Origin of the sequence: Saccharibacillus sp. CPCC 101409, from assembly GCF_030518235.1 — a bacterium.
In the GTDB taxonomy this organism is placed as follows: Bacteria; Bacillota; Bacilli; order Paenibacillales; family Paenibacillaceae; genus Saccharibacillus.
Genome location: NZ_JAULSA010000002.1, coordinates 286,986 through 310,613 on the forward strand (window position 1 = coordinate 286,986; position 23,628 = coordinate 310,613).

The following is a 23,628-nucleotide window of genomic DNA, read 5'->3' on the forward strand; positions in this document are numbered from 1 at the left end:
GCTTTAAACGAACCAAGTGATCAATTTTTGTAAACGGGAGGTGCCAAGGGCTTGAGCAACAATGACATCATTGTTAGTTTGGACATCGGTACATCCAAAGTTCGTGCTATTATCGGAGAAATGAATAATGGATCCTTTAATATTATTGGAGTTGGATCTGCCGATTCGGAGGGAATCCGAAAAGGCGCCATCGTTGACGTCGATCAGACCGTCCAGTCGATTCGCGACGCCGTGGAACACGCCGAGCGGATGGTTGGCATTCAAATAGCGGAAGTCTACGTCGGAATTTCGGGCAGCCATATCGGATTGCAGTCCAGTCGGGGAGTCGTAACGGTATCGAACGAAGACCGGGAAATCGGGGAAGACGATATCGAACGCGTCACCAAAGCGGCCGAAGTCATCGCGCTTCCGCCGGAACGTGAAATCATCGACGTCGTAGCCAAACAGTTCGTGGTTGACGGCTTGGAGGGAATTCAGGATCCGCGGGGCATGATCGGATCCCGCCTGGAGGTGGAAGCTACGATCGTCACCGGCGCAAAAACGGCGATACATAACCTTTTGCGCTGCGTGGAAAAAGCCGACCTTAAGGTGAAAGACCTGGTGCTGATTTCCCTCGGGGCCGGCCAACTGGCGCTCACCAAGGACGAAAAAACGATGCGTACGGCCCTGATCGATATCGGCGCCGGCCAGGCGACGATCTCCATCTTCGAAAACGGCGGGCATCTGGCCGCCGTGTCGACGCTGCCGATCGGCGGCGAATACGTGACCAACGATATCGCCTACGGCCTGCGTACGGTGACCGATCAGGCGGAGAAGGTCAAGTTGAAGTACGGCTGCGCCATGATGGCCGATGCCGCGCCGGATGTGGTATTCAAAGTCAACCGCATCGGCAGCACGATCGAAAAAGAATACAGCCAGGAAGATCTGGCCGCGATTATCGAGCCGCGGGTCCAGGAAATTTTCCAGCTGATTCACCAGGAGATTTATCGGTTGGGCTATCGGGATATTCCCGGCGGCTATGTGCTGAGCGGCGGAACGGTCGCCATGCCCGGAGTGCTGCAGGTCGCGCAGAGCGAACTTGAAGCTTCGGTGCGTCTGGCGGTGCCGGATTATATCGGTGTGCGGGACCCCGCTTTCACGAGCGGGATCGGCATTTTGCACAGCGTGATCCGGCAGAATCGCGGCAGAACCGCCGCGGCGCCGGGCAAAAAGCCGGTCAATAATCGTCCGAAATCGAGCCCTGCACCGGAGACGGCCCAGAAAACCGGTTTCCTAGAAAAGCTCAAAAATATGTTTAGCGAATTTATATGAAGATAAATATCACGAGCCCATCCAAGGAAAACGAGGGGGAGATGGAGGAATATGTTGGAATTCGATTTCGAAATGGAGAGCCTGGCGCGTATTAAAGTCATCGGTGTAGGCGGCGGCGGAAGCAATGCCGTCAACCGGATGATCGAGAACGGCGTACAGGGAGTAGAATTTATTACCGTCAATACGGATGCCCAGGCGCTGCACCTGGCCAAGTCGGAACATAAACTGCAAATCGGCGACAAATTGACACGCGGACTCGGCGCGGGGGCCAATCCGGAAGTGGGCAAGAAAGCCGCGGAAGAATCCCGCGAACTGATCAGCAATACGCTCAAGGGCGCGGACATGGTATTCGTAACCGCGGGCATGGGCGGCGGCACCGGTACGGGAGCCGCTCCCGTCATCGCCGAAATCGCGCGCGAATGCGGCGCGCTGACGGTCGGCGTCGTGACGCGTCCGTTTACGTTCGAAGGACGCAAGCGGGCCGCGCAGGCCATTCTTGGCATCGAAGCGCTCAAAGAAAAAGTCGATACGCTGATCGTGATTCCGAACGACCGGCTGCTCGAGATCGTCGACAAGAAAACGCCGATGCTCGAAGCTTTCCGCGAGGCGGACAACGTACTGCGTCAAGCGGTGCAGGGTATTTCCGACCTGATTAAAGTACCGGGCTTGATCAACCTCGACTTTGCCGACGTGAAGACGATCATGACCGAGCGCGGCTCCGCGCTGATGGGCATCGGCGAAGCTTCCGGCGAGAACCGCGCGACGGAAGCGGCGCGCAAAGCGATCATGAGTCCGCTGCTGGAGACGTCCATCGAAGGCGCAAGAGGCGTCATCATGAATATCACCGGCGGTTCGAACCTGTCGCTGTACGAAGTCAACGAAGCGGCCGAGATCGTCATCGAAGCTTCCGATCCGGAAGTCAACATGATCTTCGGCGCGATTATCGAAGAAGAAATGAAAGACGATATCAAGGTGACGGTCATCGCCACCGGATTCGAACACAAACCTTCCGATATGAAGCCGCCGGTGCGTCGTCCGTCCGCTCAGCAGCCGGAAGGCGAAGGCGACCGCTCCAAGCCGCAGCGTCCGGCGTTCGATCAGCAGGCGGGGTCGGACCAGCTGGATATCCCGACTTTCCTGCGCAACCGTTCGCGGCAGAACAACGACTAGTAATTTATCTATCAGTAACCCGAGCGGAGCCGGCCCTGTGCCGGAATCCGTATCGGAAGCGTTTATTCAAGATCCGCTTTCGTTATCCGGAAGCGGATCTTTTTTTCAAATTCGGGCTTTGACCGCGCGGAAGCCGCATCGTTCCGCACGGTCGGGAAAGGAGCGTTTCGAACATGTCCCTGCTGCAAGAGCCGTTCGTCCGCCGGATCGCGGAGAACGGAGCCGAGCTGTTTGAGATCGGCCCGTGGAAAGAAGACGAAGAGCTGAGCGCCGGCTTTACGGGCCGGGGCGGCGGAGTCAGCGAAGGTTTCCGCGCTTCCTTGAACTGCGCGCTGCATGTCGGCGACAATCCCGAGCATGTGGCGCTCAACCGGGCCCGCGTAGCGGAAGCGGCGGGATTCCGGTTCGAAGACTGGACCTGCGGCGAGCAGGTGCATCTGGCCGAGGTCGCGATCGTTACGGCGGAAGACCGCGGCCGCGGCCGGCTGGAGCGGGCGGACGCTTTCCAGGATACCGACGGCCTGCTGACCGATGTGCCGGGCGTGATGCTGACTTCGTTCTACGCCGACTGCGTGCCGCTGTATTTCTTCGATCCCGCGCGCCGGGTCGTCGGATTGGCCCATGCGGGCTGGAAAGGCACCGTAGCCCGGATCGGGCGGCGGATGGTCGAAGCGATGACCGCACATTACGGCAGCGATCCGGCGGATATTCAAACCGCGATCGGCCCGAGTATCGGCGAAAGCCGGTACGAAGTGGACAGGGCGGTGCTGGACCGCGTACGCGTTTTGCTGGAGGAAGAGCCGGGTAATGATTCATGTTCGATTTCCGACTTCTCGCAGGATCTGGGAGGCGGCACAGCGCTGTTGAACTTGAAAGAATTGAACCGACACATTATGATAAAAGCAGGAATACGTCCGGAAAGCATCGTTTGTACGAACTGGTGCACGAGCAGCCGGACCGATCTGTTCTTTTCGCATCGGCAGGAAAACGGACGGACCGGCAGAATGGCAAGCTGGATTGGACGGAAAGAAGGAGGCACGTTCCGGTGACATTGGAACAGCGGATCGCGCAGGTGAACGAATCGATCGCCGAAGCTTGCAAGCGCGCGGGCAGATCGCCCGAAGAAGTAAACGTTGTAGCGGTGACCAAATACGTGTCCGCAGAGATGACCGGGAAAGTGCTGGACAGCGGAGTCGAACATATCGGCGAGAACCGCTGGCAGACCGCCAGACCCAAATGGGAAGCGCTCGGCGATCGGGGGACGTGGCATTTTATCGGTCAGCTGCAAAGCAACAAAGTGAAAGACATTATCGGCAAGTTTGCGTATATTCATTCGCTGGATCGGCTGTCGCTGGCGCGCGAGCTTGAACGTCAGGCGGCCGCCGCCGATATAAAGATTAAAGCTTTCGTTCAGGTCAATATCTCCGGCGAAGAATCCAAATCCGGCATGCTTCCGGAGGAGACGTTCGAATTTATGCGCCGGATGCGGGACTTCCCGCATATCGACGCGATCGGGCTGATGACCATGGCTCCGCTGGACGGCGAAGCCGAAGCGGCCCGGCCCGTATTTCGCGGACTGCGGGAGCTGAAAGACCGGCTGAACGCAAGCGGAGAACCGGCGAAGCCGCTGGAGCATCTGTCCATGGGCATGTCGGGAGATTTCGAAGTGGCGATCGAAGAAGGCGCGACCTGGGTTCGCCTGGGTTCTATTCTCGTAGGAAAAGAGGAGGACTGACGATGGGTGTCATGAACCGCTTTATGAATTTTCTTGGCCTGCAGGAAGAAGAGGAAATCGTAGAGCGCGAGAAAGTAGTCGAACCGGAAGAGCAGGCGTACGAACCGGCCGCGAACTACGAAACGCGTAAAAATGCCAAAGCGAACAATGTGGTCAGCATACATTCGCAGAAAAATGTGAAAGTGGTGCTGTCGGAACCGCGTACGTTCGACGATGCTCAGCAAATTGCCGATCATCTGCGGGCGCATCGTTCGGTCGTCGTCAATTTGCAGCAGGTCCGCAAAGACCAGGCCAAGCGGATTTTCGACTTTTTGAACGGTACGTTGTATGCGATTAACGGCAATATCGCCAAAGTCGGAGGAGATATTTTCCTTTGCACGCCGGATACCGTCGAAGTGGAAGGCTCGATTGCCGACCTGCTGCGCGACGACCAAGACTTTAATCAAATGAGGTGAAATAAGCTTGGCATCTTTCCTTATTCAGCTTCACGATTTTTGGGTTCCTACGTTGTACCAAATTTATTCGATGCTTCTGATTATTTATATCCTGATGTCCTGGGTACCGAATGTGCGCGAAAGCGTGGTCGGCGTGTGGCTCGGAAAAATTACCGAACCGTACCTCTCGATCTTCCGCCGCTTTATTCCGCCAATAGGCGGGATGCTTGATATTTCCCCGATTGTGGCTTTCTTCGTTCTCCGGTTTGTCGTCGCGGGTTTACAGTACCTGATCGAGTTGCTGATTCAGGCACTGTATTAAGACGAAGCAGGGAGGGAAGCCGCTTGTCCAAAAAACTATACGAGCACGTCCATCCCGACGAGCGCGAGTTCGTGGATCGCGCCGCCGAATGGCTGGAGGGAGCGGCCCGCTATCACGAAGTGAAGCTGACCGACTTTCTCGATCCGCGGCAGGCGCAGATTCTGGAGATGCTGGCCGGTTCGGAGCCCGATGTGCGAATCCGCCTGAGCGGCGGAGGAACGCACGCCGAGCGCTGCCGGGCGTTGATTGCGCCGGATTACCGGGAACTGGACGGCGAAGACATGAAGCTTGCCGTGCTGTCGATTACGCCCGCGGATACCAAATTCACGGATATCGGGCACGGCGATTATATGGGATCGGTTCTCGGGCTCGGCATGAAAAGAGCCAAGATCGGCGATATTCATCCGCGCGAGGACGGCTGCCACATTGTGGTCGCCGCCGAGATCGCGGATTTTCTTAATCTGGAGCTGCGCCAGGTGCACCGGGTCAACGTATTCACGGAAGTGCTGCCGCTCGAACGGCTGCAATCGTCGGAGTCTGAACTGATGGAAATGGAATTAACCGTCGCTTCGCCGCGGCTCGACGCAATCGTCAGCGATGTGTACCGGATGAGTCGGGCGAAGATTCTGGCTCCGATCAAAGCCGGACGCTGCCGGGTCAACTGGAAAGTGGAGGAAGATCCGTCCAACGCGCTGAGAACCGGCGATACCGTTTCGCTGCAGGGTTTCGGACGTTTTCGGGTGCTGGAGATCGGCGATCTGACCAAGAAAGGCCGGTATCGCGTCCGAATCGGCAAATTTGTATAGATCATTTGTGTGGAACTATGCAGGAATTCGAAGCCGGGCGTCGAAATTTCGATAAAGCAAAGTCAAAGGAAGGTCCGCTGCGCTTGGGCGCGGCGGCCGATGCTGTAACGTGATCGGACCGGCCGTCTTGCCGAGGGGTTGGCAGCGCGCGAATATATTGGAGGTGCACATCATGGCATTAACACCGCTGGATATACATAATAAAGAATTCAGCCGGCGTCTTCGGGGATACGACGAAGATGAAGTCAACGAGTTTCTGGACCAGGTCATCAAAGATTACGAGAGCGTAATTCGCGAGAACAAAGACCTGCTGCACCGCATGGCGTCGATGGAAGAACGGCTGAATCATTTTATGAATCTGGAAGAAACGCTCAGCAAAACGATTATCGTGGCGCAGGAAGCGGCGGACGAAGTGCGCGGCAACGCCAAAAAGGAAGCGCAGCTCGTCGTAAAAGAAGCGGAGAAAAACGCCGACCGGATTATCAACGAATCGCTGGTCAAGTCGCGTAAAGTCGCCGTGGAAATGGAAGAGCTCAAAAAGCAGGCTTCCATCTACCGCACGCGTTTCCGCACGCTGATCGAAGCGCAGCTCGATCTGCTCGGCCAGGACGGCTGGGACGCGCTGGACCGCCAGAGCCGCGAACTGGACCGCGAGATGGAACAGGCGCAGGCGGAACGCACGGTTCGCGATTTGTACTGAAAGCGCAGACGATGCGGCGGCCGTGCAATTCGGATTCCGGCGCAGTTTCTGGCGACTATTGACAACCGGCGCGGATAGCGCTATAAATAAAAGACGCCTGCGAGCTTTTTGCGGCGCAGCAATTGATTGCACATGATCCAAATTCATGGATGGGAACAGTACGTCATGCAGACGTTCTCCAGAGAGCCGGGCCTTAACGAGCTGAAAGCCGGCGTACGGAGCATTGGCGGAAGATCGTCCCGGAGAAGCGCGTCCCAAAGCTTTTTCAAACCCGAACGTTCGGCGGAGGAGAAGCGAAGTAAGCCGTGCCGGAAGCCGACCGTTACAGCGGCCCCGCGTTTATAGACGCGGAAGACAAGGTGTCGCTCACAGCGCGATGCCGCGAACCCGGGAGGCAGCTCCGCGCGGTTCCGGCAGACCGAAGCGCGGAGCGAAACAAGGGTGGTAACGCGAGCTAACCTCGTCCCTTTTCAGGGGCGGGGTTTTATTTATTTTTTATCCCTTATACAAAGGAGCCGACCCCATGCAAAGAGTCGATGTCAAAGAAAAAGCGCGTGCGCGCGACCTGCGGGTGCTAAACCGTTGGAACGAAGAAAATACGTTTAAACAATCGATCGAAAACCGCGAAGGCAAACCGAATTTCGTCTTCTACGAAGGGCCGCCGACCGCGAACGGAGTTCCGCATATCGGGCACGTGCTGGGCCGCGTTATCAAAGACTTCGTGGGCCGCTACCAGACGATGAAAGGTTTCCACGTCGTCCGCAAAGCGGGCTGGGATACGCACGGCCTGCCGGTCGAGCTGGGCGTGGAGAAGCAGCTCGGCATCTCGGGCAAGCAGGATATCGAAGAGTACGGCGTCGAGAAGTTTATCAAAAAGTGCAAAGAAAGCGTCTTTACCTACGAGAAGCAGTGGCGCGACCTGACCGAAGCGATCGGCTACTGGACCGACCTCGACAATCCGTATATTACACTGGATAACAAATATATCGAGAGCGTCTGGAACCTGCTCGGAACCATCCACGAGAAAGGACTTCTGTACCGTGGACACCGCGTCAGCCCGTACTGTCCGTCCTGCCAGACGACGCTCAGCTCGCACGAAGTGGCGCAGGGCTACGAAGACGTCAAAGACCTGAGCGCGACCGCCAAATTCAAACTGGAAAACGGCGAATTCGTACTGGCCTGGACAACCACGCCGTGGACACTGCCTTCCAATATCGCGCTGGCCGTAAATCCGAACATGACGTACGTGAAAGTGAAGCAGGAAGGCGAAGTGCTGATCCTGGCGAAAAATCTGACGGACGACGTGCTCAAAGGCGAGTATGACGTGCTGTCCGAACTGTCCGGTTCCGAACTGGTCGGCCTGAACTACGACGCGCCGTTCCACTACTTTACGCCGGAAAAAGGACATTTCATCGTCGGCGCGGACTTCGTTACGGATTCGAGCGGTACCGGCGTCGTGCACATGGCTCCGGCCCACGGCGAAGACGACTATCGCGTCTGCCGCGAGAACGGCATCAGCTTTATCAATCTGGTCGATTCGCAGGGACGCTTCGTTGCCGAGGTGACCGACTTCGCGGGACGTTTCGTCAAAGACGGCGAGACCGATATCGAGATCGTGAAATACCTGGCCGAACACGGACGCCTGTACAGTAAAGAAAAATACGAGCACAGCTATCCGTTCTGCTGGAGATGCCATACGCCGCTGCTGTATTACGCGACGGACAGCTGGTTTATCCAGACGACGGCGGTCAAAGACAAACTGGTCGAGAACAACAAAGGCGTCAAATGGTACCCGGATCACGTTCGCGATGGCCGCTTCGGCAAATTCCTCGACGACCTGATCGACTGGAATATCAGCCGCAACCGCTACTGGGGCACGCCGCTCAACGTCTGGGTGTGCGAAGAAACGGGCAAACAGTATGCGCCGAAAAGTATCGCCGACCTGCGCGAGCGCGCGGTGGACTTCGTGCCGGAAGATATCGAGCTGCATAAGCCTTACGTGGACGAAATCAAGCTGAAATCGCCGTTCGCCGAAGGCGCGGTGATGACGCGTACGCCGGAAGTGATCGACGTCTGGTTCGACAGCGGCTCGATGCCTTTTGCCCAGCAGCATTATCCTTTTGAAAACGAAGAAGTCTTCAAAGCGCAGTATCCGGCCGATATGATCGTCGAAGGGATCGATCAGACGCGCGGCTGGTTCTACAGTCTGCTCGCGGTCTCGACGATGATCACCGGCGAAGCGCCGTACAAATCGGTTATGGCGACCGGGCACATCCTGGACGAGAACGGCCAAAAAATGTCCAAGTCCAAAGGCAACGTGGTCGATCCGTGGGAAGTGCTGGAAGAGTACGGCATGGACGCGTTCCGCTGGGTGATGCTGGCCGACAGCGCGCCGTGGAGCACGAAGCGCTTCTCGAAAAGCGTCGTCGGCGAAGCGAAGTCGAAAGTGGTCGACACGATCGTCAATACGCACGCGTTCCTGACGCTGTACGCCGATATCGACGGATTCGATCCGGCGGAGCATCCGTTCCAAGTGCCGTCCGGCCGTCTGGACCGCTGGATCCTGTCCCGTCTGCACAGCCTGGTGGCTTCCGCCAACGAAGCGCTGGAAGACAACGACTTCCTGGCCGCGGCCAAAGGCATCGAAGAATTCGTCGACGGCCTGAGCAACTGGTATATCCGCCGTTCGCGCGACCGGTTCTGGGGCAGCGGCCTGACGGAAGACAAGCTCGACGCGTACCGCACGCTGACCGAAGCGCTGACGACGCTGGCCCGCCTGATCGCGCCGTTTATGCCGGTGCTGGCCGAAGATCTGTACGGAAATCTGGGCGGAAAAACGAGCGTGCATCTGGCGGATTATCCGACGGCCGACGTTTCGCTGATCGACGAAGAGCTGGAACGCGATATGAAAACGTCGCAGCAGATTGTCGAACTTGCCCGCAACGTGCGCAACGAGAACAGCCTGAAAACGCGCCAGCCGCTGTCTGAGCTCATCGTGTCGATGGACCGCGAGTTCGATCTGGCGGATTACGCCGAGATCGTCAAAGACGAGATCAACGTCAAAGAAATCCATATCGAGAGCGGGGACAGCGACTTCGTCGACTACACGCTCAAGCTCAATCTCAAAGTAGCGGGCAAAAAGTACGGCAAAAACGTCGGCTTCCTGCAAAACCATTTCAAAGGCATGACGCCGGAAGAAACGCGCGCGGTCGTGGACAGCGGTTCATTCAACATCGCGTCGCCGGAAGGCGAAGAACTTCAAGTGACGAGCGAAGAGCTGCTGATCGAGAAAAAAGCGAAAGAAGGCTTCGCGTCCGCATCCGGTTACGGACTTACGGTGGCGCTGAATACCGACGTCACGCCGGAACTCGAACAGGAAGGCTGGGTGCGCGAGATCGTGCGGGCGGTGCAGGATACGCGCAAAAAGCTCGACCTGAAAGTCGAGCAGCGCGTCAATCTAACGCTCGACGTCGACGCCAAGCTGCAATCCGCGCTGGAAGCTTTCGATTCCGTGCTGCGCGAAAACGTACTGGTCGATGAAGTATCGTTCGGCCGGGCGGACGGCATGGAACGCGTCACGCTGAACGGCAAAGAAGTCGGTATCCAGGTCGGCTGATTTCGGCCCGTCCGACAAATAAGCCGCTATAAAAAGCAAACGTTTAACGAAACAGCGTCCGGTCGGCGATACCGGGCGCTGTTCGTTTGTGGCGCGGCGTCGCGCCGTGGAATTTGGGGAGAGACGGCGGATCGAGCGCCTGCCCGGGCGATAGACGCTTTCTCGGACGCTGTGCTACAATAGACGGGCCGGAAGGAAGGCTTTGCCTGTCTGCCGGAACCAACTTGAAGGTATATTAAAGAGGTATGAGGTGACGGATTAACGTGATTTATTATGTAATCGCGCTTGTGGCTTTTCTGGTCGACCAGGGAACGAAGTATCTCGTGGCTACGCGTATGGAGCTTCGGGAAGAAATTCCGATTATCGGCAATTTCTTTGTCCTGACTTCGCATCGGAACAAAGGCGCGGCATTCGGCATTTTACAGGAAAAGCAGTGGTTCTTTATCGTGATTACGCTGGTGGTGGTCGCCGGGATCGTCTGGTACCTCCAGCGCGTCAAAAACGCAAAAGGCTCGGCGCGCCTGCTGCCCGTCGCACTCAGCCTGGTGCTCGGCGGCGCGCTCGGCAACTTCCTGGACCGGATTCGCATGGGGGAAGTCGTCGACTTTTTCCTGTTTAACTTCGGCAGCTACAGCTTCCCGATCTTCAACGTGGCGGATTCCTGCATCGTGGTCGGCGTGGCGCTGATTATCCTGGACACGCTGCTCGATACGCGGCGCCCGGACGAACCGAAGAACGAGCAGCCGCTCGAACGGCGCGCGGAGGATCAGGTATGAACGAAAGCTCCAACGAGAACGGCCCGAACGAAACCAACTTCAACAAGACGGGACTTAACGAAATGGAAATGAACCCCAACGAAGAAACCTCGGCGGACGAGGAAGTCCTTCAGTGGACCGTCGCACCCGAGTATAAAAAGCAGCGCATCGACAAATACGTTACCGAAGCGATGGAAGAAGACGTGTCCCGTTCCCAGGTCCAATTGTGGATCGAGCAGGGCCATGTCACCGTAAACGGCCGCGCCGTCAAAGCCAATTACAAAGTGGCCGAACACGAAACAGTCGAAGTTCGCGTGCCTCCGGCCGCTTCCGTCGATATCGTCCCGGAAGATATTCCGCTCGATATCGTCTACGAAGACGCCGATGTGATCGTCGTGAACAAACGGCGCGGCATGGTCGTCCATCCCGCAGCCGGCCATTCGTCCGGCACCCTGGTCAACGCGCTGATGTTCCACTGCAAAGACCTGTCCGGCATCAACGGCGAACTGCGCCCCGGCATCGTGCACCGCATCGACAAAGACACCAGCGGCCTCCTGATGGCCGCCAAGAACGATAAAGCGCATGCTTCGCTGGCCGCGCAGCTCAAAGAACACTCCGTGAGCCGCGTATACACCGCGCTCGCCCACGGCAATATCTCGCACGATCACGGCACCGTAGAAGCCAACGTCGCCCGCGATCCTCACGACCGCAAGATGTTTACCACCGTGTCTTCCGGCGGCAAACACGCCGTGACGCACTTCAACGTCTCGGAACGCTTCGGCGATTATACCCTGCTCGAACTGAAGCTCGAAACCGGCCGTACGCATCAAATCCGCGTACATATGAAATTCATCGGCCACCCTCTGGTCGGCGACCCCGTCTACGGCCGCACCGGCGGCATCAAGATGCAGGGCCAGGCCCTGCACGCCGCTTCGCTCGGATTCACCCATCCGACGACCGGAGAGCGGCTGGAATTTACAGCTCCGCTGCCGGAAGATATGGAAGATCTTCTGGTTCACCTGCGCAGCCGTTAAAGGAACCAGGATTTCGGCGGAGATGAATCCGTGACCCGAAGCCCGTATCCCTTAAGGTCTCGGCGAACCGCAAAGCGAAGCCCATGTCCCTAAGGTCTTGATCTTGACCTAAGCTCTCGGCGACCCGCGAAGCGAAGCCCATGTCCCTAAGCTCTTGCTCTTGACCTAAGGTCTTGGCGACCCGCGAAGCGAAGCCCATATCCCTAAGGTCTTGCTCTTGACCTAAGATTCTGGCGAACCGCAAAGCGAAGCCCATCTTTTCATCGTTCGCCGCCCGGAAGGCGAACGACAAGCACGAAGTGCTCAGGCAGCCCGCTCCTTGCAAAGGGAGCGGGCGCCTTCCCGTTCCACCCCCGCGCAGACGGAGCGGAGGGGCGGAGGGAGCCGAAGGGTCGCCTTTAAAACCCGGTTTTCTTCAGACAGCGTGTCTTAGTCCAATCAGAAGAAATACCGGGTTTTAACAGCGATCCCGCAGGCCCTTCCGCCCCGAAGCGTCACCCTGCGCAAAAACACCAAATTTTCCGCCACATAATCCATGTACCCGCCCGCCCTTTATACGGCATCATGGAAACTAGACCACACTGCCCAAGGAGCTGAACATAAATGAGCATCGAACACTATCAAAACACCTTCGTCCAGCAGGGTTTCGCGGATCGCATCGGCGGCGCGAACTACGGCAAGGACACCAACATCTATAAATTCGAAAAAATCAAACGAGCCAAAGCGGCCGCCAGACAAGCGTTCCCGGACGTCGAACTAATCGACATGGGCGTCGGCGAACCGGACGAAATGGCGGATGCGGGCATCGTGGCGAAACTCGCCGAAGAAGCGGCCAAGCCGGAGAACCGCGGTTACGCCGACAACGGCATCCCGGTCTTCAAAGAAGCGGCGGCCAAATACCTGGCGGAAGTATTCAAAGTCGAAGGCATCGACCCGAATACCGAAATCGTGCACTCCATCGGCTCCAAGCCGGCGCTGGCGATGCTGCCTTCCGTCTTCATCAACCCGGGCGACGTTTCGATCCTGACCGTTCCGGGCTATCCGGTCCTGGGCACGCACACGAAGTATGTGGGCGGCGAAGTGTACAACGTGCAGCTGACCAAAGAAAACGACTTCCTGCCGGTTCTGGACGCTATTCCGGCCGATATCGCAAAGCGCGCCAAGCTGTTGTACCTGAACTACCCGAACAACCCGACCGGCGCGAGCGCGACTCCGGAATTTTTCGCCAAAGTCGTCGAGTGGGCCAAAGCCAACGAAGTCGTCGTGGTGCACGACGCTCCGTACGCCGCGCTGACTTACGACGGTTTGAAGCCGCTCAGCTTCCTGAGCACGCCGGGCGCCAAAGACGTGGGCATCGAGCTGCACTCGCTGTCCAAGTCGTATAACATGACCGGCTGGAGAATCGGTTTCGTCGCCGGCAACCCGCTGATCGTCAAAGCGTTCAGCGACGTGAAGGACAACAACGATTCCGGCCAGTTTATCGCGATCCAGAAAGCGGCCGCTTACGGCCTGTCCAATCCGCAAATTACGGAAAAAATCGCCGGGAAATATTCGCGCCGCCACGATATGCTCGTAGCCGCGCTGAACGAACTGGGCTTTACCGCCGAGAAGCCGAAAGGCTCGTTCTTCCTGTACGTGCAGGCGCCCAAAGGCATCAAAGGCGGCGAAAGCTTCGGCAGCGGCGAAGCGTTCTCGCAGTTTCTGATTCGCGAGAAGCTGATCTCCACCGTGCCGTGGGACGACGCCGGTTCGTTCGTACGCTTCTCCGTTACGTTCGAAGCCGCCGGCGAAGACGAAGAAAAACGCGTGATCGAAGAAATCAAACGCCGCCTGAGCGACGTGGAATTCGAGTTTTAATCGGAAAAAATCGAAAAGTTCAAGATACGCGGGAGAACCGTTTGCGTAATCTCAAGCGAAAGAGCCGTCCCGGACATCGACAAGATGCCCGGGACGGCTCTTTTTTGGCGTTTATGCAAATCGACCGCATTCATTATTTCATCGTGATCTCGACCTTATCTTCCGCTTTTACCCACGTTACTTTGGCTCCGAGGTTTTCGCTGATCAGGCGCAGCGGCAGATAGGTTACGCCGCTGATTGCGAACGCCGGCTGTTCCAGCTTGACCGCTTTGCCGTTAACGCTCGCGGTGCCCTTATTCGTATCGATCACGATCGAAGTCGTTTTTCCGTTTTCCGCGCGGCTGACCGTCACTTTTTTGCTGGATGAATCGAACGTAACGGCAGCTCCGAGTTTTTCGAATACGGAACGCAGCGGAACGAAACTTTGATTGCCGCGCGTCACCACGCCGCCGCTCAGTTCCAGGTCTTCGCCATTGAGTGTGACGTAGACCGCGGGCTGGACCGGAACGGCTTTTTCGTAGCTGAACTCGAAATCGCCGTAACCCAGATCGCCGTTTTTGTTGATGCCCCAGCCGAGCAGGCTGCCGTCTTTTTTCTGCATAATGATGTGGCGTCCGCCGTCTTCTACGCGCTGAATACCGGCTGCAATCGTTTTGAACGAAGCGCCGGCCGACAGCTTTTGTACATCGGTCGACGTTTGGTACACGCCGCCGTCGTGGGTAAACGCGACCAGCCGGCGGTCGATCAAGTACGCGGATTTAACGTTCTTGACGCCCGTCAAACGGAACGCGGCGCCCTGGTCGTTTGTCGTCGCGCTGTCCGAAAATCCGGTAAGCGTCGAGCCTTTGAACCAGAGGCTCCCGCTTCCGTCGATCGCAAGAACGGTATTATCGTATCCGCCGCCGTTTATTGAACGGATCCCGGACAACCCTTTGATCTGCGCGGCCGAAGGAACGGAGACGGGAAGGGATTTATCGTAGCTCGTCGGCAGCGCCCAAACGGTCCCGTCTTTTTTCAGTGCGGCGTTTTCGCTGATTGCCGTGACCCCGCTCAAATTCGGAATCGGTTTGAATCCGGCCAGCTCGTCGGTATCGCGCCAGACCGTTCCGTCTTTTTTGAGCAGCAGCCAATGGTCTTTGGATGTGCCCGATGAGTATTCTACATAAGGCGAGGCGTCGGCGGCGTTATCGATCCCCTCGATAGGCACAAACTTGGTGTAGTCGGGGAAGCGGTCTTCGGAATCGAGCAGGTCGGTCACGAATGCCCGGCCGTTTTTCGCGATCGCGACCGCTTCTCCATAGTAACGGAAATGATCGACGTCGCGCAGACCGCTGACCGTTTCGTAAGAAGGCTTTGTCGTTCGCGTACCCGGTGTCAGAAACAGCAGAGTTCCGTCCGCGTTCTCCAGATAATAATCCGTTCCGTCGTTGGCGAAGACTTTTCGGATATTTTGGGCGTTCGCCAGCCGGGTCGGCACCGGAGAAGGTCTGCCCCAACTCCAGTAGGTTCCATCGGTTTTGACGATTGAATTTGCCGTAAAGTCTTTGATGTTCTTCTCCGCGGCGGAAGCCGGAGGCGGCGAAGCGGCGGAGAATCCCAAAGCTGCGGCCAGTCCGATGACAAGAGTGCGCTTTTTTGCATTCATAAATTTTTCCTCCTCAAGAAGTTATCGTCACGTAACGAACGCTCGGGGTGGAAAAGAAGTTGCATTTTAAGATTGGGGAGACGATTTTTCGAAAAAGAGGTTGAATAAATATGCGAATATATTGTATTATTATAATAATTAAAGCAGAATTCATATACGATTATGCAGGAATGGCGAATATAACGGGCTTGTGAAGGATGTGAGTCCGGCAAACCGCACAGACGCCGACTCGGCAAAAACAGGACGGGTGGTTGACAGGGCAAATGCCTTCTGTCATAATTCATTGCAACAGAGGCGCTGCGGCGCCCGATGAATAGCACCTTTAATTCAGTCCCGTGAGACTGGCAAGGTAACGTGAACGACGATTCACCAGGAATACGTCCGCCGAGAGCGGATCGGTTTTTGGCGCGCTTCGTCGCATTCAAATGTCGACTACGACTCCTTGCCCGCTCGGGCAAGGAGTCTTTTTGCATGCTGGAAGCGAAAAGAAGCCGACGTTCACGGGGCCGAAGGGTGACACCAACCTTTTGCCTGAGGAGGCGCATAGACATGAACGAAACCCACGTCATTATGGACGAAGCCGCCATTCGCCGCGCTTTGACCCGGATCGCCCACGAAATCCTGGAGAAAAACAAAGGCATCGAGGGCTGTGTGCTGGTCGGCATTAAAACGCGCGGCGTGCCGCTGGCGCAGCGGATCGCCAAACGCATCCTGGAAATCGAAGGAACGCCGGTGCTGTGCGGGGAGATCGATATCAGCTCCTACCGCGACGACCGCAAAGCCGGCGTGCCGGCAGTCGACTGCCAGGAGCTGTTTCCGGAACCGGGCATCTCGATCGAGGACAAGAAAGTGATCCTGTTCGACGATGTGCTCTACACCGGCCGGACGATCCGCGCCGCGATGGACGCCCTGATGGACTGCGGACGGCCGCAGATGATCCAGCTCGCCGTGCTCGCCGACCGCGGACACCGCGAACTGCCGATCCGGGCGGATTATGTGGGCAAGAACGTTCCGACCTCCCGCACCGAAGAGATCGAAGTCTCGCTCAGCGAGACCGACGAGAAAGACGAAGTGCGCATCGGCAGCCGCCGGGAGGTGCTCGTATGATCGCTTTTCCTTCCTCGCTCCGCGATCGTGAACTGTTGGGATTGAAAGATTTGGGCGCTTCCGAGATCGACTCGATCCTCAAACGCGCCGCTTACTGGGAAGCGCACGAAGAAAAGCGAATCCCGGTGCTGGAACACTGCTTCGTCGCCAACATGTTTTTCGAGAATAGCACGCGCACCCGCTTCTCGTTCGAAATGGCGCAAAAACGTCTCGGCGCGCAGGTGCTGAACTTCGCGGCGGCCTCCTCCAGCGTCGAAAAAGGCGAGTCGATCTACGACACCGTGCGGACGCTGGAAAGCATGGGCATCGACGCCGGCGTGATCCGGCTCAAGCCGAACGGGGTGCTCGCAGAGCTGGCCAAGCACGTCAAAGTGCCGCTGATCAACGCCGGAGACGGCAACAACGAACATCCGACGCAGGCGCTGCTGGACGTTTACACGATGAGAAAGCAGTTCGGCGAGATCCGCGGCCTGACCGTCTCGATCGTCGGCGATATCCTGCACAGCCGCGTGGCGAGATCGAATCTGTGGGCGCTCAAAGCGCTCGGCGCCAATGTGAAGTTCTGCGCGCCGGACAATATGAAAGCGCCGGATCTTGAAGCGCACGCGTCTTACGTCGATATGGACGAAGCGCTGAACGCCGATGTGGTCATGATGCTGCGGGTGCAGCTGGAACGGCATGCCGAAGGCGTGCTCAAATCGCAAGGCGAGTACCGCGCGCAGTACGGACTGACGACGCAGCGGGCTGCCAGAATGAAGCCGCACGCGATCATCATGCACCCGGCTCCGGTGAACCGGGACGTCGAGATCGACAGCGAACTGGTGGAAGCGCCGAACTCGCGGATCTTCCCGCAGATGCAAAACGGCGTGCCGATCCGCATGGCGGTTATCGAACGGGCGCTGCGCTAAACGCGAACAACACGGACGAATATAAAGAACGGACGATAGAGAGCGAGAGAAACAAGAGAACGGAACCGGGAGGGCTTTAACGATGAAGACTTACAGTAACGTGGATGTGTGGATTCAAAATGCAAGCGTGCTGGGCGAACAGGGCGAGCCGGAAAGCCGCGATATACTGATCAAAGACGGCCGGGTGCTGGCGATTGTAAACGGCGAAAACAAACCGGCGGCAGGCGAAGTAAGCGGCGCGGAACTGACCGTCTACGACGCGCAGGGCAAACTGGTGACGCCGGGCCTGATCGATATGCACGTGCATCTGCGCGAACCCGGCTTCGAACATAAAGAAACGATCGAAACCGGCGCGCGCTCGGCGGCCAAAGGCGGATTCACCACCATCGCCTGCATGCCGAACACGCGGCCGGTCACGGACAATCCCGATACCGTCAAGCTGGTGCTGGATAAAGCCGGAGAAGCGAATCTGGTCAATGTGCTGCCGTATGCGGCGATCACCAAGAACGAGCTGGGCCGCGAGCTGACCGATTTCGAAGCCTTGAAAGCCGCGGGCGCGATCGGCTTCACCGACGACGGCGTAGGCGTGCAGAACGCGCAGATGATGAAAGACGCCATGACGAAGGCCGCCGCGCTCGGCATGCCGGTCATCGCCCACTGCGAAGACGATTCGCTGGTGAAAGGACTGTACGTTTCGGAAGGGAATTTCGCCAAAAAGCACGGTATCAAAGGCATTCCGAACGAATCCGAAGCGATCCATGTCGGGCGGGACGTGCTGCTGGCCGAAGCGACCGGCGCGCACTATCACGTCTGCCACGTCAGCACCGAACAGTCTATCCGCCTGATCCGTCTCGCCAAGTCGATCGGGGTCAACGTGACTGCCGAGATTTGTCCGCACCATCTGGTGCTGTCCGACGAAGACATCCCGGGCATGGACACCAACTGGAAAATGAACCCGCCGCTGCGCACTCCGCGCGACGTCGCGGCCTGCATCGAAGCGCTGGAAGACGGCACAATCGACATCATCGTTACCGACCATGCGCCGCACAGCGAAGAAGAAAAAGCGAAAGGCATGGAGCTCGCGCCGTTCGGCATCGTCGGCTTCGAGACCGCCTTCCCGCTGCTGTACACCGAATTCGTCAAGACCGGACGCTGGAGTCTCGACTTCCTCGTCCGCCGCATGACCCAGGACCCGGCCCGCGTGTTCGGCCTGGAGTCCGGTAAGCTGGAAGAAGGCGCTGCCGCCGATCTGACGATCATCGATCTGGAACTCGAGCAGGCCGTCGACCCGGACAGCTTCGCCACCAAAGGCCGCAACACCCCGTTCACCGGGCGGACCTTAACCGCCTGGCCCGTCGCGACCTTCGTCGCCGGCCGCGTCGTCTACCGCGCCGAACGGTTTCAACCGAACGTTTGAATAGCGACGCCCCAACACCGAATACCCGAAGAATGATTTCTTCTATCATAGATACACCGACAGCCTGCCCGACACATCCAGACGAATGCCAGCCATCGGGCAGTGTCCCATTCAACCGTAACTGAATAAAAATAAGCCTTACCTTAAAAAAATACGTCCGTACTGTAAGAACCCGAACGGCCGAGAAGCCCGGCAGGGCTTCAATGGCCTTCCAACCCGTAACTCCAAATACGCCAGACGGAGCGGAGGGTTGAAGGGAAGCCGTAGAAGCGAAGCGTTCGCCTTTGAAATCCGATTTTTCTACCACTACTCATGTCTTAGTCCAATCCAAGAAAAACGGATTTCAACAAGCGATCGAAGGCTCCCTTCAACCCGCAGCGTCTCCCACCACACCCGAAAGAGGAGGATTTTCAACCATGCAGGCAAAACTTCTGCTCGAAGACGGCACCCTGTTCACCGGCCGCTCGTTCGGCGCTCAAGGCGACACCACCGGCGAGGTCGTTTTTAACACCGGAATCACAGGCTACCAGGAGGTGCTGTCCGACCCGTCCTACTGCGGCCAGATCGTGACCATGACGTACCCGCTGATCGGCAACTACGGCATCACCCGCGACGACTTCGAATCGGTTCGCCCGTTCGTGAACGGCTTCGTCGTCCGGCGCTACGAGCCGGTGCCGAGCAACTGGCGCGCCGAGTACACGCTCGACGAGCTGCTTAAAGAGCACGGCATCGTCGGCATCAGCGATATCGATACCCGCATGCTGACGAGAATCCTGCGCAACCACGGCACCATGCGCGGCATCCTGACCGCGGGCGACAAGCCGGTCGAAGAACTGCGGGAAATGCTGAGCGGAACTTCGGCGATCAACGACCAGGTGAAGCGCACCTCGACGCAGCACGTCTACAACAGCCCGGGCAAAGGCGAACGCATCGTGCTGATCGACTACGGCGCCAAAAGCGGCATCGTACGCGAACTGAGCGCGCGCGGCTGCGATATCGTGGTCGTACCGCAGGATACGACGGCCGAGCAGATCCGGCGGCTCAATCCCGACGGCATCCAGCTGTCCAACGGCCCCGGGGACCCGAAAGACGTGCCGCAGGCGGTCGAAACGATCAAGCAGCTGCTCGGCGAATACCCGATCTTCGGCATCTGCCTCGGGCATCAGCTGCTGGCGCTGGCCGGCGGCGCGGATACGGAGAAACTGAAGTTCGGTCACCGCGGCGGCAACCACCCGGTCAAAGAGCTGGAAACCGGCCGCTGCTACATCACTTCGCAGAACCACGGCTATACGGTCAAAGAAGAATCGCTGGCTTCTACCGAGTTTGAAATTACGCATATCAACAACAACGACAAAACGATCGAAGGGCTGCGCCACACCAAATTCCCGGCTTTCTCCGTCCAGTACCATCCGGAAGCCGCGCCGGGGCCGTTCGACAACAGCTACCTGTTCGACCGCTTTATCGAGATGATCCGCGAATATAAAAAGAGCAGTCCGAAGCAGCCGCGCCAAGCGGCGATGATGGCCGCCATGAGAGGAGCACGCTAATATGCCGAAAAACGACAAACTCAAAAAAATCCTGGTGATCGGCTCCGGTCCGATCGTCATCGGCCAGGCCGCCGAGTTCGACTACGCCGGAACCCAGGCGTGCCAGGCACTGAAAGAAGAAGGCGTCGAAGTCGTGCTGATCAACAGCAACCCGGCGACGATCATGACCGATACCAATATGGCGGATAAAGTCTATATCGAGCCGATCACGCTCGATTTTGTAACCCAGATCATTCGCCACGAACGCCCGGACGGCCTGCTGCCGACGCTGGGCGGCCAGACCGGCCTCAACATGGCGGTCGAGCTGGCGAGAGCGGGCGTGTTGGAGAGCGAGAACGTCAAGCTGCTCGGCACCCAGCTGCATTCGATCGAGAAAGCCGAAGACCGCGATTTGTTCCGCGAGCTGATGCGCGAGCTGGAGCAGCCGGTACCGGACAGCGTAATCGTCACCACGCTTGAAGAAGCGCTCGATTTTGCCGGGGAGATCGGCTATCCGATTATCGTGCGCCCGGCGTACACGCTCGGCGGAACGGGCGGCGGCATCTGCGCAAGCGAAGAAGAACTGCGCGAGATCGTCGCGTCCGGCCTGCGCTACAGCCCGATCGGCCAGTGTCTGGTCGAACGCAGCATCGCCGGCATGAAGGAAGTCGAATACGAAGTCATGCGCGACGCGAACGACAACTGTATCGTGGTCTGCAACATGGAGAACTTCGATCCGGTCGGCGTACATACCGGCGACAGCATCGTCGTCGCGCCGAGCCAGACGCTGTCCGACCGCGAATATCAAATGCTGCGTTCGGCGTCGCTGAAGATCATCCGCGCGCTGAATATCGAAGGCGGCTGCAACGTGCAGTTCGCGCTCGACCCGCACAGCTTCCAATACTACGTCATCGAAGTGAACCCGCGCGTCAGCCGCTCCTCGGCGCTGGCTTCCAAAGCGACCGGCTACCCGATCGCCAAGATGGCGGCCAAGATCGCGCTGGGCTATACGCTCGACGAGATCGTCAATCCGGTAACGGGACAAACCTACGCCTGCTTCGAGCCGACGCTGGACTATATCGTTTCGAAGATTCCGCGCTGGCCGTTCGACAAGTTTACGGCCGCCAACCGCAAGCTCGGCACGCAGATGAAAGCGACCGGCGAAGTGATGGCGATCGGGCGAACTTTCGAAGAGTCGATCCACAAAGCGGTCCGCTCGCTGGAGATCGGCACGCACCGCCTGCTGCTCAAAGGCGCAAACGAGCTGCCGCAGGAAGAGCTGGACAGCCGCCTGGCCAAACCGGACGATGAAAGAATGTTCCTGGTCGCCGAAGCGTTCCGCCGCGGATACACGCTGGAAACCATCCAGGACCTGACCAAGATCGACTGGTGGTTCCTCGACAAGATCGAGCGTATCGTCGTATTCGAAGGCGTCCTGGCCGAAACGGAAGAACTGGACGACGATCTGCTCACCGAAGCGAAGCGCATGGGCTTCACCGACCGGGCGATCGCCGAGCTGCGCGCTCCGGGCCGAAACGGAGGCCGGTTGACGAAGGAAGCCGACGTCCGCGCTTATCGCAAAGAAATCGGCCTGGTGCCGGTGTACAAAATGGTCGATACCTGCGCGGCCGAATTCGAATCGGAAACGCCGTACTACTACTCGACCTACGAGCAGGAGAACGAAGTGGCGCAGACCGACAAGCAGAAGATCATTGTGCTCGGCTCCGGTCCGATCCGAATCGGCCAGGGCATCGAGTTCGACTACTCGACCGTGCACGCCGTATGGGCGATCCGCAAAGCCGGGTACGAAGCGGTCATTATCAACAACAACCCGGAGACCGTATCGACGGACTTCAACACGTCGGACCGCCTGTACTTCGAGCCGCTGTTCTTCGAAGACGTGATGAACGTGATCGAGCAGGAGCAGCCGATCGGCGTTATCGTCCAGTTCGGCGGACAAACGGCGATCAATCTGGCGAAGCCGCTGCAGGACGCGGGCGTCAATATCCTGGGCACATCGCTCGACAGCATCGACGAAGCGGAAGACCGCAAGCGGTTCGAAGCGATGCTGTCGCGCCTGAATATCGCCCAGCCCAAAGGCAAAACGGTCACATCGGTCGACCAGGCGGTCGAAACGGCGGAAGGCCTCGGCTACCCGGTGCTGGTGCGCCCGTCTTACGTACTGGGCGGCCGCGCGATGGAGATCGTCTACTCCGACGAAGAGCTGCTGCGTTATATGCAGGAAGCGGTGGACATCAATCCGGACCACCCGGTGCTGATCGACCGCTACATGCTGGGCAAAGAAGTCGAAGTCGACGCGATCTGCGACGGCGAGACGGTGCTGGTGCCGGGCATCATGGAGCATATCGAAAGAGCGGGCGTGCACTCCGGCGACTCGATCGCGGTCTACCCGCCGCAGAACCTGTCCAAAGAGCTTCAGGAAAAAGTCGTGGATATCACGATTCGCATCGCGAAAGAACTGAACACGGTCGGGCTGGTCAATATCCAGTTCGTCATCTTCAAAGACGAAGTGTACGTGATCGAAGTCAATCCGCGCTCGTCGCGCACGGTGCCTTTCCTGAGCAAAGTGACGGATATCCCGATGGCGAATCTGGCGACTCAGGCGATCCTCGGCGTCAAACTGGCGGACCTGAATTATAAAGAAGGACTGTGGCCGGAAAGCAAACAGGTGTCGGTCAAAGTTCCGGTGTTCTCGTTCGCCAAGCTGCGCCGCGTCGAGCCGACGCTCGGTCCGGAAATGAAATCGACGGGCGAAGTCATGGGGCGCGACAAGCATTATGCCAAAGCGCTGTACAAAGGTCTGGTCGGCGCGGGCATGAAGATCCCGGCCACCGGCTCGATCATCGTGACCGTAGCCGACAAAGACAAAGCCGAAGCGGTCGAGCTGATGCAGGGCTTCTACACGCTGGGCTACTCGCTGATGGCGACCGGCGGCACGGCCAAAGCGCTCGAAGACGCCGGCATTCCGGTAACGAGAGTCAACAAGCTGAGCGAAGGCGAGCCGAATATTCTGGACAAGATCCGCAGCGGCGAAGCGAACTTCGTTTTCAGCACTCTGACCAAAGGCAAAACGCCGGCCCGCGACGGCTTCCGCATCCGCCGCGAAGCGGTCGAGAACGGCGTGGTCTGCATGACCTCGCTCGATACGGTCGCGGCGCTGCTCGATATGCTGGAAACGGTCAGCTTCACTTCCCGCGCCATGCCGGCGAGCGTGCTGAACGTTTAAACGATCGGATAAGTATAGAAAAAAACGAACAAGGCGCC

General features: G+C 58.0%; 18 protein-coding genes. 17 read left to right on the forward strand and 1 reads right to left on the reverse strand.

Features of this window, described 5'->3' with window-relative positions; genetic code table 11:
* Positions 1 to 51: 51 nt before the first annotated feature.
* From ftsA to QWJ34_RS05565, 12 genes are all read left to right on the forward strand, one after another.
* A complete protein-coding gene (ftsA, locus tag QWJ34_RS05510; RefSeq protein ID WP_302726069.1) occupies positions 52 to 1,311 on the forward strand; it encodes a cell division protein FtsA in 1,260 nt (419 codons plus the stop codon).
* Between the two features lie 51 nt (positions 1,312 to 1,362).
* Entirely contained in the window at positions 1,363 to 2,481 is a 1,119-nt protein-coding gene (gene ftsZ, locus QWJ34_RS05515; protein ID WP_302726070.1) for a cell division protein FtsZ, read from the forward strand.
* Between the two features lie 173 nt (positions 2,482 to 2,654).
* Positions 2,655 to 3,530, forward strand: coding sequence for a peptidoglycan editing factor PgeF (pgeF, locus tag QWJ34_RS05520; protein ID WP_302726071.1), 876 nt, complete (start codon positions 2,655 to 2,657; stop codon positions 3,528 to 3,530).
* Positions 3,527 to 4,216, forward strand: a complete 690-nt coding sequence (locus tag QWJ34_RS05525; RefSeq protein WP_302726072.1) for a YggS family pyridoxal phosphate-dependent enzyme — start codon at positions 3,527 to 3,529, stop codon at positions 4,214 to 4,216. The genes pgeF and QWJ34_RS05525 overlap by 4 nt, the downstream gene beginning before the upstream one ends.
* A gap of 2 nt (positions 4,217 to 4,218) precedes the next feature.
* Positions 4,219 to 4,671, forward strand: a complete 453-nt coding sequence (locus QWJ34_RS05530; protein WP_302726073.1) for a cell division protein SepF — start codon at positions 4,219 to 4,221, stop codon at positions 4,669 to 4,671.
* A gap of 7 nt (positions 4,672 to 4,678) precedes the next feature.
* Positions 4,679 to 4,972 (forward strand): YggT family protein, encoded by a 294-nt coding sequence (locus tag QWJ34_RS05535; RefSeq protein WP_302726074.1) that lies wholly within the window; start codon positions 4,679 to 4,681, stop codon positions 4,970 to 4,972.
* A 23-nt stretch (positions 4,973 to 4,995) separates the two neighbouring features.
* On the forward strand, positions 4,996 to 5,778 hold the full coding sequence (locus QWJ34_RS05540) for a YlmH family RNA-binding protein (protein WP_302726075.1): 783 nt from the start codon (positions 4,996 to 4,998) through the stop codon (positions 5,776 to 5,778).
* A 172-nt stretch (positions 5,779 to 5,950) separates the two neighbouring features.
* Positions 5,951 to 6,478, forward strand: coding sequence for a DivIVA domain-containing protein (locus tag QWJ34_RS05545; protein ID WP_302726076.1), 528 nt, complete (start codon positions 5,951 to 5,953; stop codon positions 6,476 to 6,478).
* Positions 6,479 to 7,001: 523 nt separating this feature from the next.
* The gene (gene ileS, locus QWJ34_RS05550; protein WP_302726077.1) at positions 7,002 to 10,094 is read left to right on the forward strand and encodes an isoleucine--tRNA ligase; all 3,093 of its coding nucleotides are present in this window, start codon (positions 7,002 to 7,004) and stop codon (positions 10,092 to 10,094) included.
* Between the two features lie 263 nt (positions 10,095 to 10,357).
* Complete coding sequence (gene lspA / locus QWJ34_RS05555) at positions 10,358 to 10,870, forward strand: signal peptidase II (RefSeq protein WP_302726078.1); 513 nt, start codon at positions 10,358 to 10,360, stop codon at positions 10,868 to 10,870.
* A gap of 68 nt (positions 10,871 to 10,938) precedes the next feature.
* On the forward strand, positions 10,939 to 11,883 hold the full coding sequence (locus tag QWJ34_RS05560; protein WP_483314251.1) for an RluA family pseudouridine synthase: 945 nt from the start codon (positions 10,939 to 10,941) through the stop codon (positions 11,881 to 11,883).
* A 603-nt stretch (positions 11,884 to 12,486) separates the two neighbouring features.
* On the forward strand, positions 12,487 to 13,740 hold the full coding sequence (locus tag QWJ34_RS05565) for an LL-diaminopimelate aminotransferase (RefSeq protein ID WP_302726079.1): 1,254 nt from the start codon (positions 12,487 to 12,489) through the stop codon (positions 13,738 to 13,740).
* A gap of 133 nt (positions 13,741 to 13,873) precedes the next feature.
* On the opposite strand, the gene QWJ34_RS05570 is transcribed toward QWJ34_RS05565, so the two are convergent.
* A complete protein-coding gene (locus QWJ34_RS05570) occupies positions 13,874 to 15,385 on the reverse strand; it encodes a stalk domain-containing protein (protein WP_302726080.1) in 1,512 nt (503 codons plus the stop codon).
* Positions 15,386 to 15,934: 549 nt separating this feature from the next.
* On the opposite strand from QWJ34_RS05570, the gene pyrR reads away from it, so the two are divergent.
* The 5 genes from pyrR (at position 15,935) to carB (ending at position 23,590) form a co-directional block, all read left to right on the forward strand.
* A complete protein-coding gene (gene pyrR / locus QWJ34_RS05575) occupies positions 15,935 to 16,492 on the forward strand; it encodes a bifunctional pyr operon transcriptional regulator/uracil phosphoribosyltransferase PyrR (protein ID WP_302726081.1) in 558 nt (185 codons plus the stop codon).
* The gene (locus tag QWJ34_RS05580) at positions 16,489 to 17,400 is read left to right on the forward strand and encodes an aspartate carbamoyltransferase catalytic subunit (RefSeq protein ID WP_302726082.1); all 912 of its coding nucleotides are present in this window, start codon (positions 16,489 to 16,491) and stop codon (positions 17,398 to 17,400) included. The genes pyrR and QWJ34_RS05580 overlap by 4 nt, the downstream gene beginning before the upstream one ends.
* 82 nt (positions 17,401 to 17,482) lie before the next feature.
* On the forward strand, positions 17,483 to 18,817 hold the full coding sequence (locus QWJ34_RS05585; RefSeq protein ID WP_483314245.1) for a dihydroorotase: 1,335 nt from the start codon (positions 17,483 to 17,485) through the stop codon (positions 18,815 to 18,817).
* A 416-nt stretch (positions 18,818 to 19,233) separates the two neighbouring features.
* The gene (carA, locus tag QWJ34_RS05590) at positions 19,234 to 20,364 is read left to right on the forward strand and encodes a glutamine-hydrolyzing carbamoyl-phosphate synthase small subunit (protein WP_302726083.1); all 1,131 of its coding nucleotides are present in this window, start codon (positions 19,234 to 19,236) and stop codon (positions 20,362 to 20,364) included.
* Between the two features lies 1 nt (position 20,365).
* Positions 20,366 to 23,590, forward strand: a complete 3,225-nt coding sequence (gene carB / locus QWJ34_RS05595) for a carbamoyl-phosphate synthase large subunit (protein ID WP_302726084.1) — start codon at positions 20,366 to 20,368, stop codon at positions 23,588 to 23,590.
* Positions 23,591 to 23,628 lie beyond the last annotated feature (38 nt).

Bases quoted from the DNA above. Each gene is read 5' to 3' on its own strand.
- QWJ34_RS05545 (WP_302726076.1), top strand. From the start codon at position 5,951: ATGGCATTAACACCGCTGGATATACATAATAAAGAATTCAGCCGGCGT.
- QWJ34_RS05530 (WP_302726073.1), top strand. From the start codon at position 4,219: ATGGGTGTCATGAACCGCTTTATGAATTTTCTTGGCCTGCAGGAAGAA.
- pyrR (WP_302726081.1), top strand. From the start codon at position 15,935: ATGAACGAAACCCACGTCATTATGGACGAAGCCGCCATTCGCCGCGCT.
- carB (WP_302726084.1), top strand. From the start codon at position 20,366: ATGCCGAAAAACGACAAACTCAAAAAAATCCTGGTGATCGGCTCCGGT.
- QWJ34_RS05585 (WP_483314245.1), top strand. From the start codon at position 17,483: ATGAAGACTTACAGTAACGTGGATGTGTGGATTCAAAATGCAAGCGTG.
- ftsZ (WP_302726070.1), top strand. From the start codon at position 1,363: ATGTTGGAATTCGATTTCGAAATGGAGAGCCTGGCGCGTATTAAAGTC.
- ileS (WP_302726077.1), top strand. From the start codon at position 7,002: ATGCAAAGAGTCGATGTCAAAGAAAAAGCGCGTGCGCGCGACCTGCGG.
- QWJ34_RS05565 (WP_302726079.1), top strand. From the start codon at position 12,487: ATGAGCATCGAACACTATCAAAACACCTTCGTCCAGCAGGGTTTCGCG.
- QWJ34_RS05580 (WP_302726082.1), top strand. From the start codon at position 16,489: ATGATCGCTTTTCCTTCCTCGCTCCGCGATCGTGAACTGTTGGGATTG.
- carA (WP_302726083.1), top strand. From the start codon at position 19,234: ATGCAGGCAAAACTTCTGCTCGAAGACGGCACCCTGTTCACCGGCCGC.
- pgeF (WP_302726071.1), top strand. From the start codon at position 2,655: ATGTCCCTGCTGCAAGAGCCGTTCGTCCGCCGGATCGCGGAGAACGGA.
- QWJ34_RS05560 (WP_483314251.1), top strand. From the start codon at position 10,939: ATGAACCCCAACGAAGAAACCTCGGCGGACGAGGAAGTCCTTCAGTGG.
- QWJ34_RS05570 (WP_302726080.1), bottom strand. From the start codon at position 15,385: ATGAATGCAAAAAAGCGCACTCTTGTCATCGGACTGGCCGCAGCTTTG.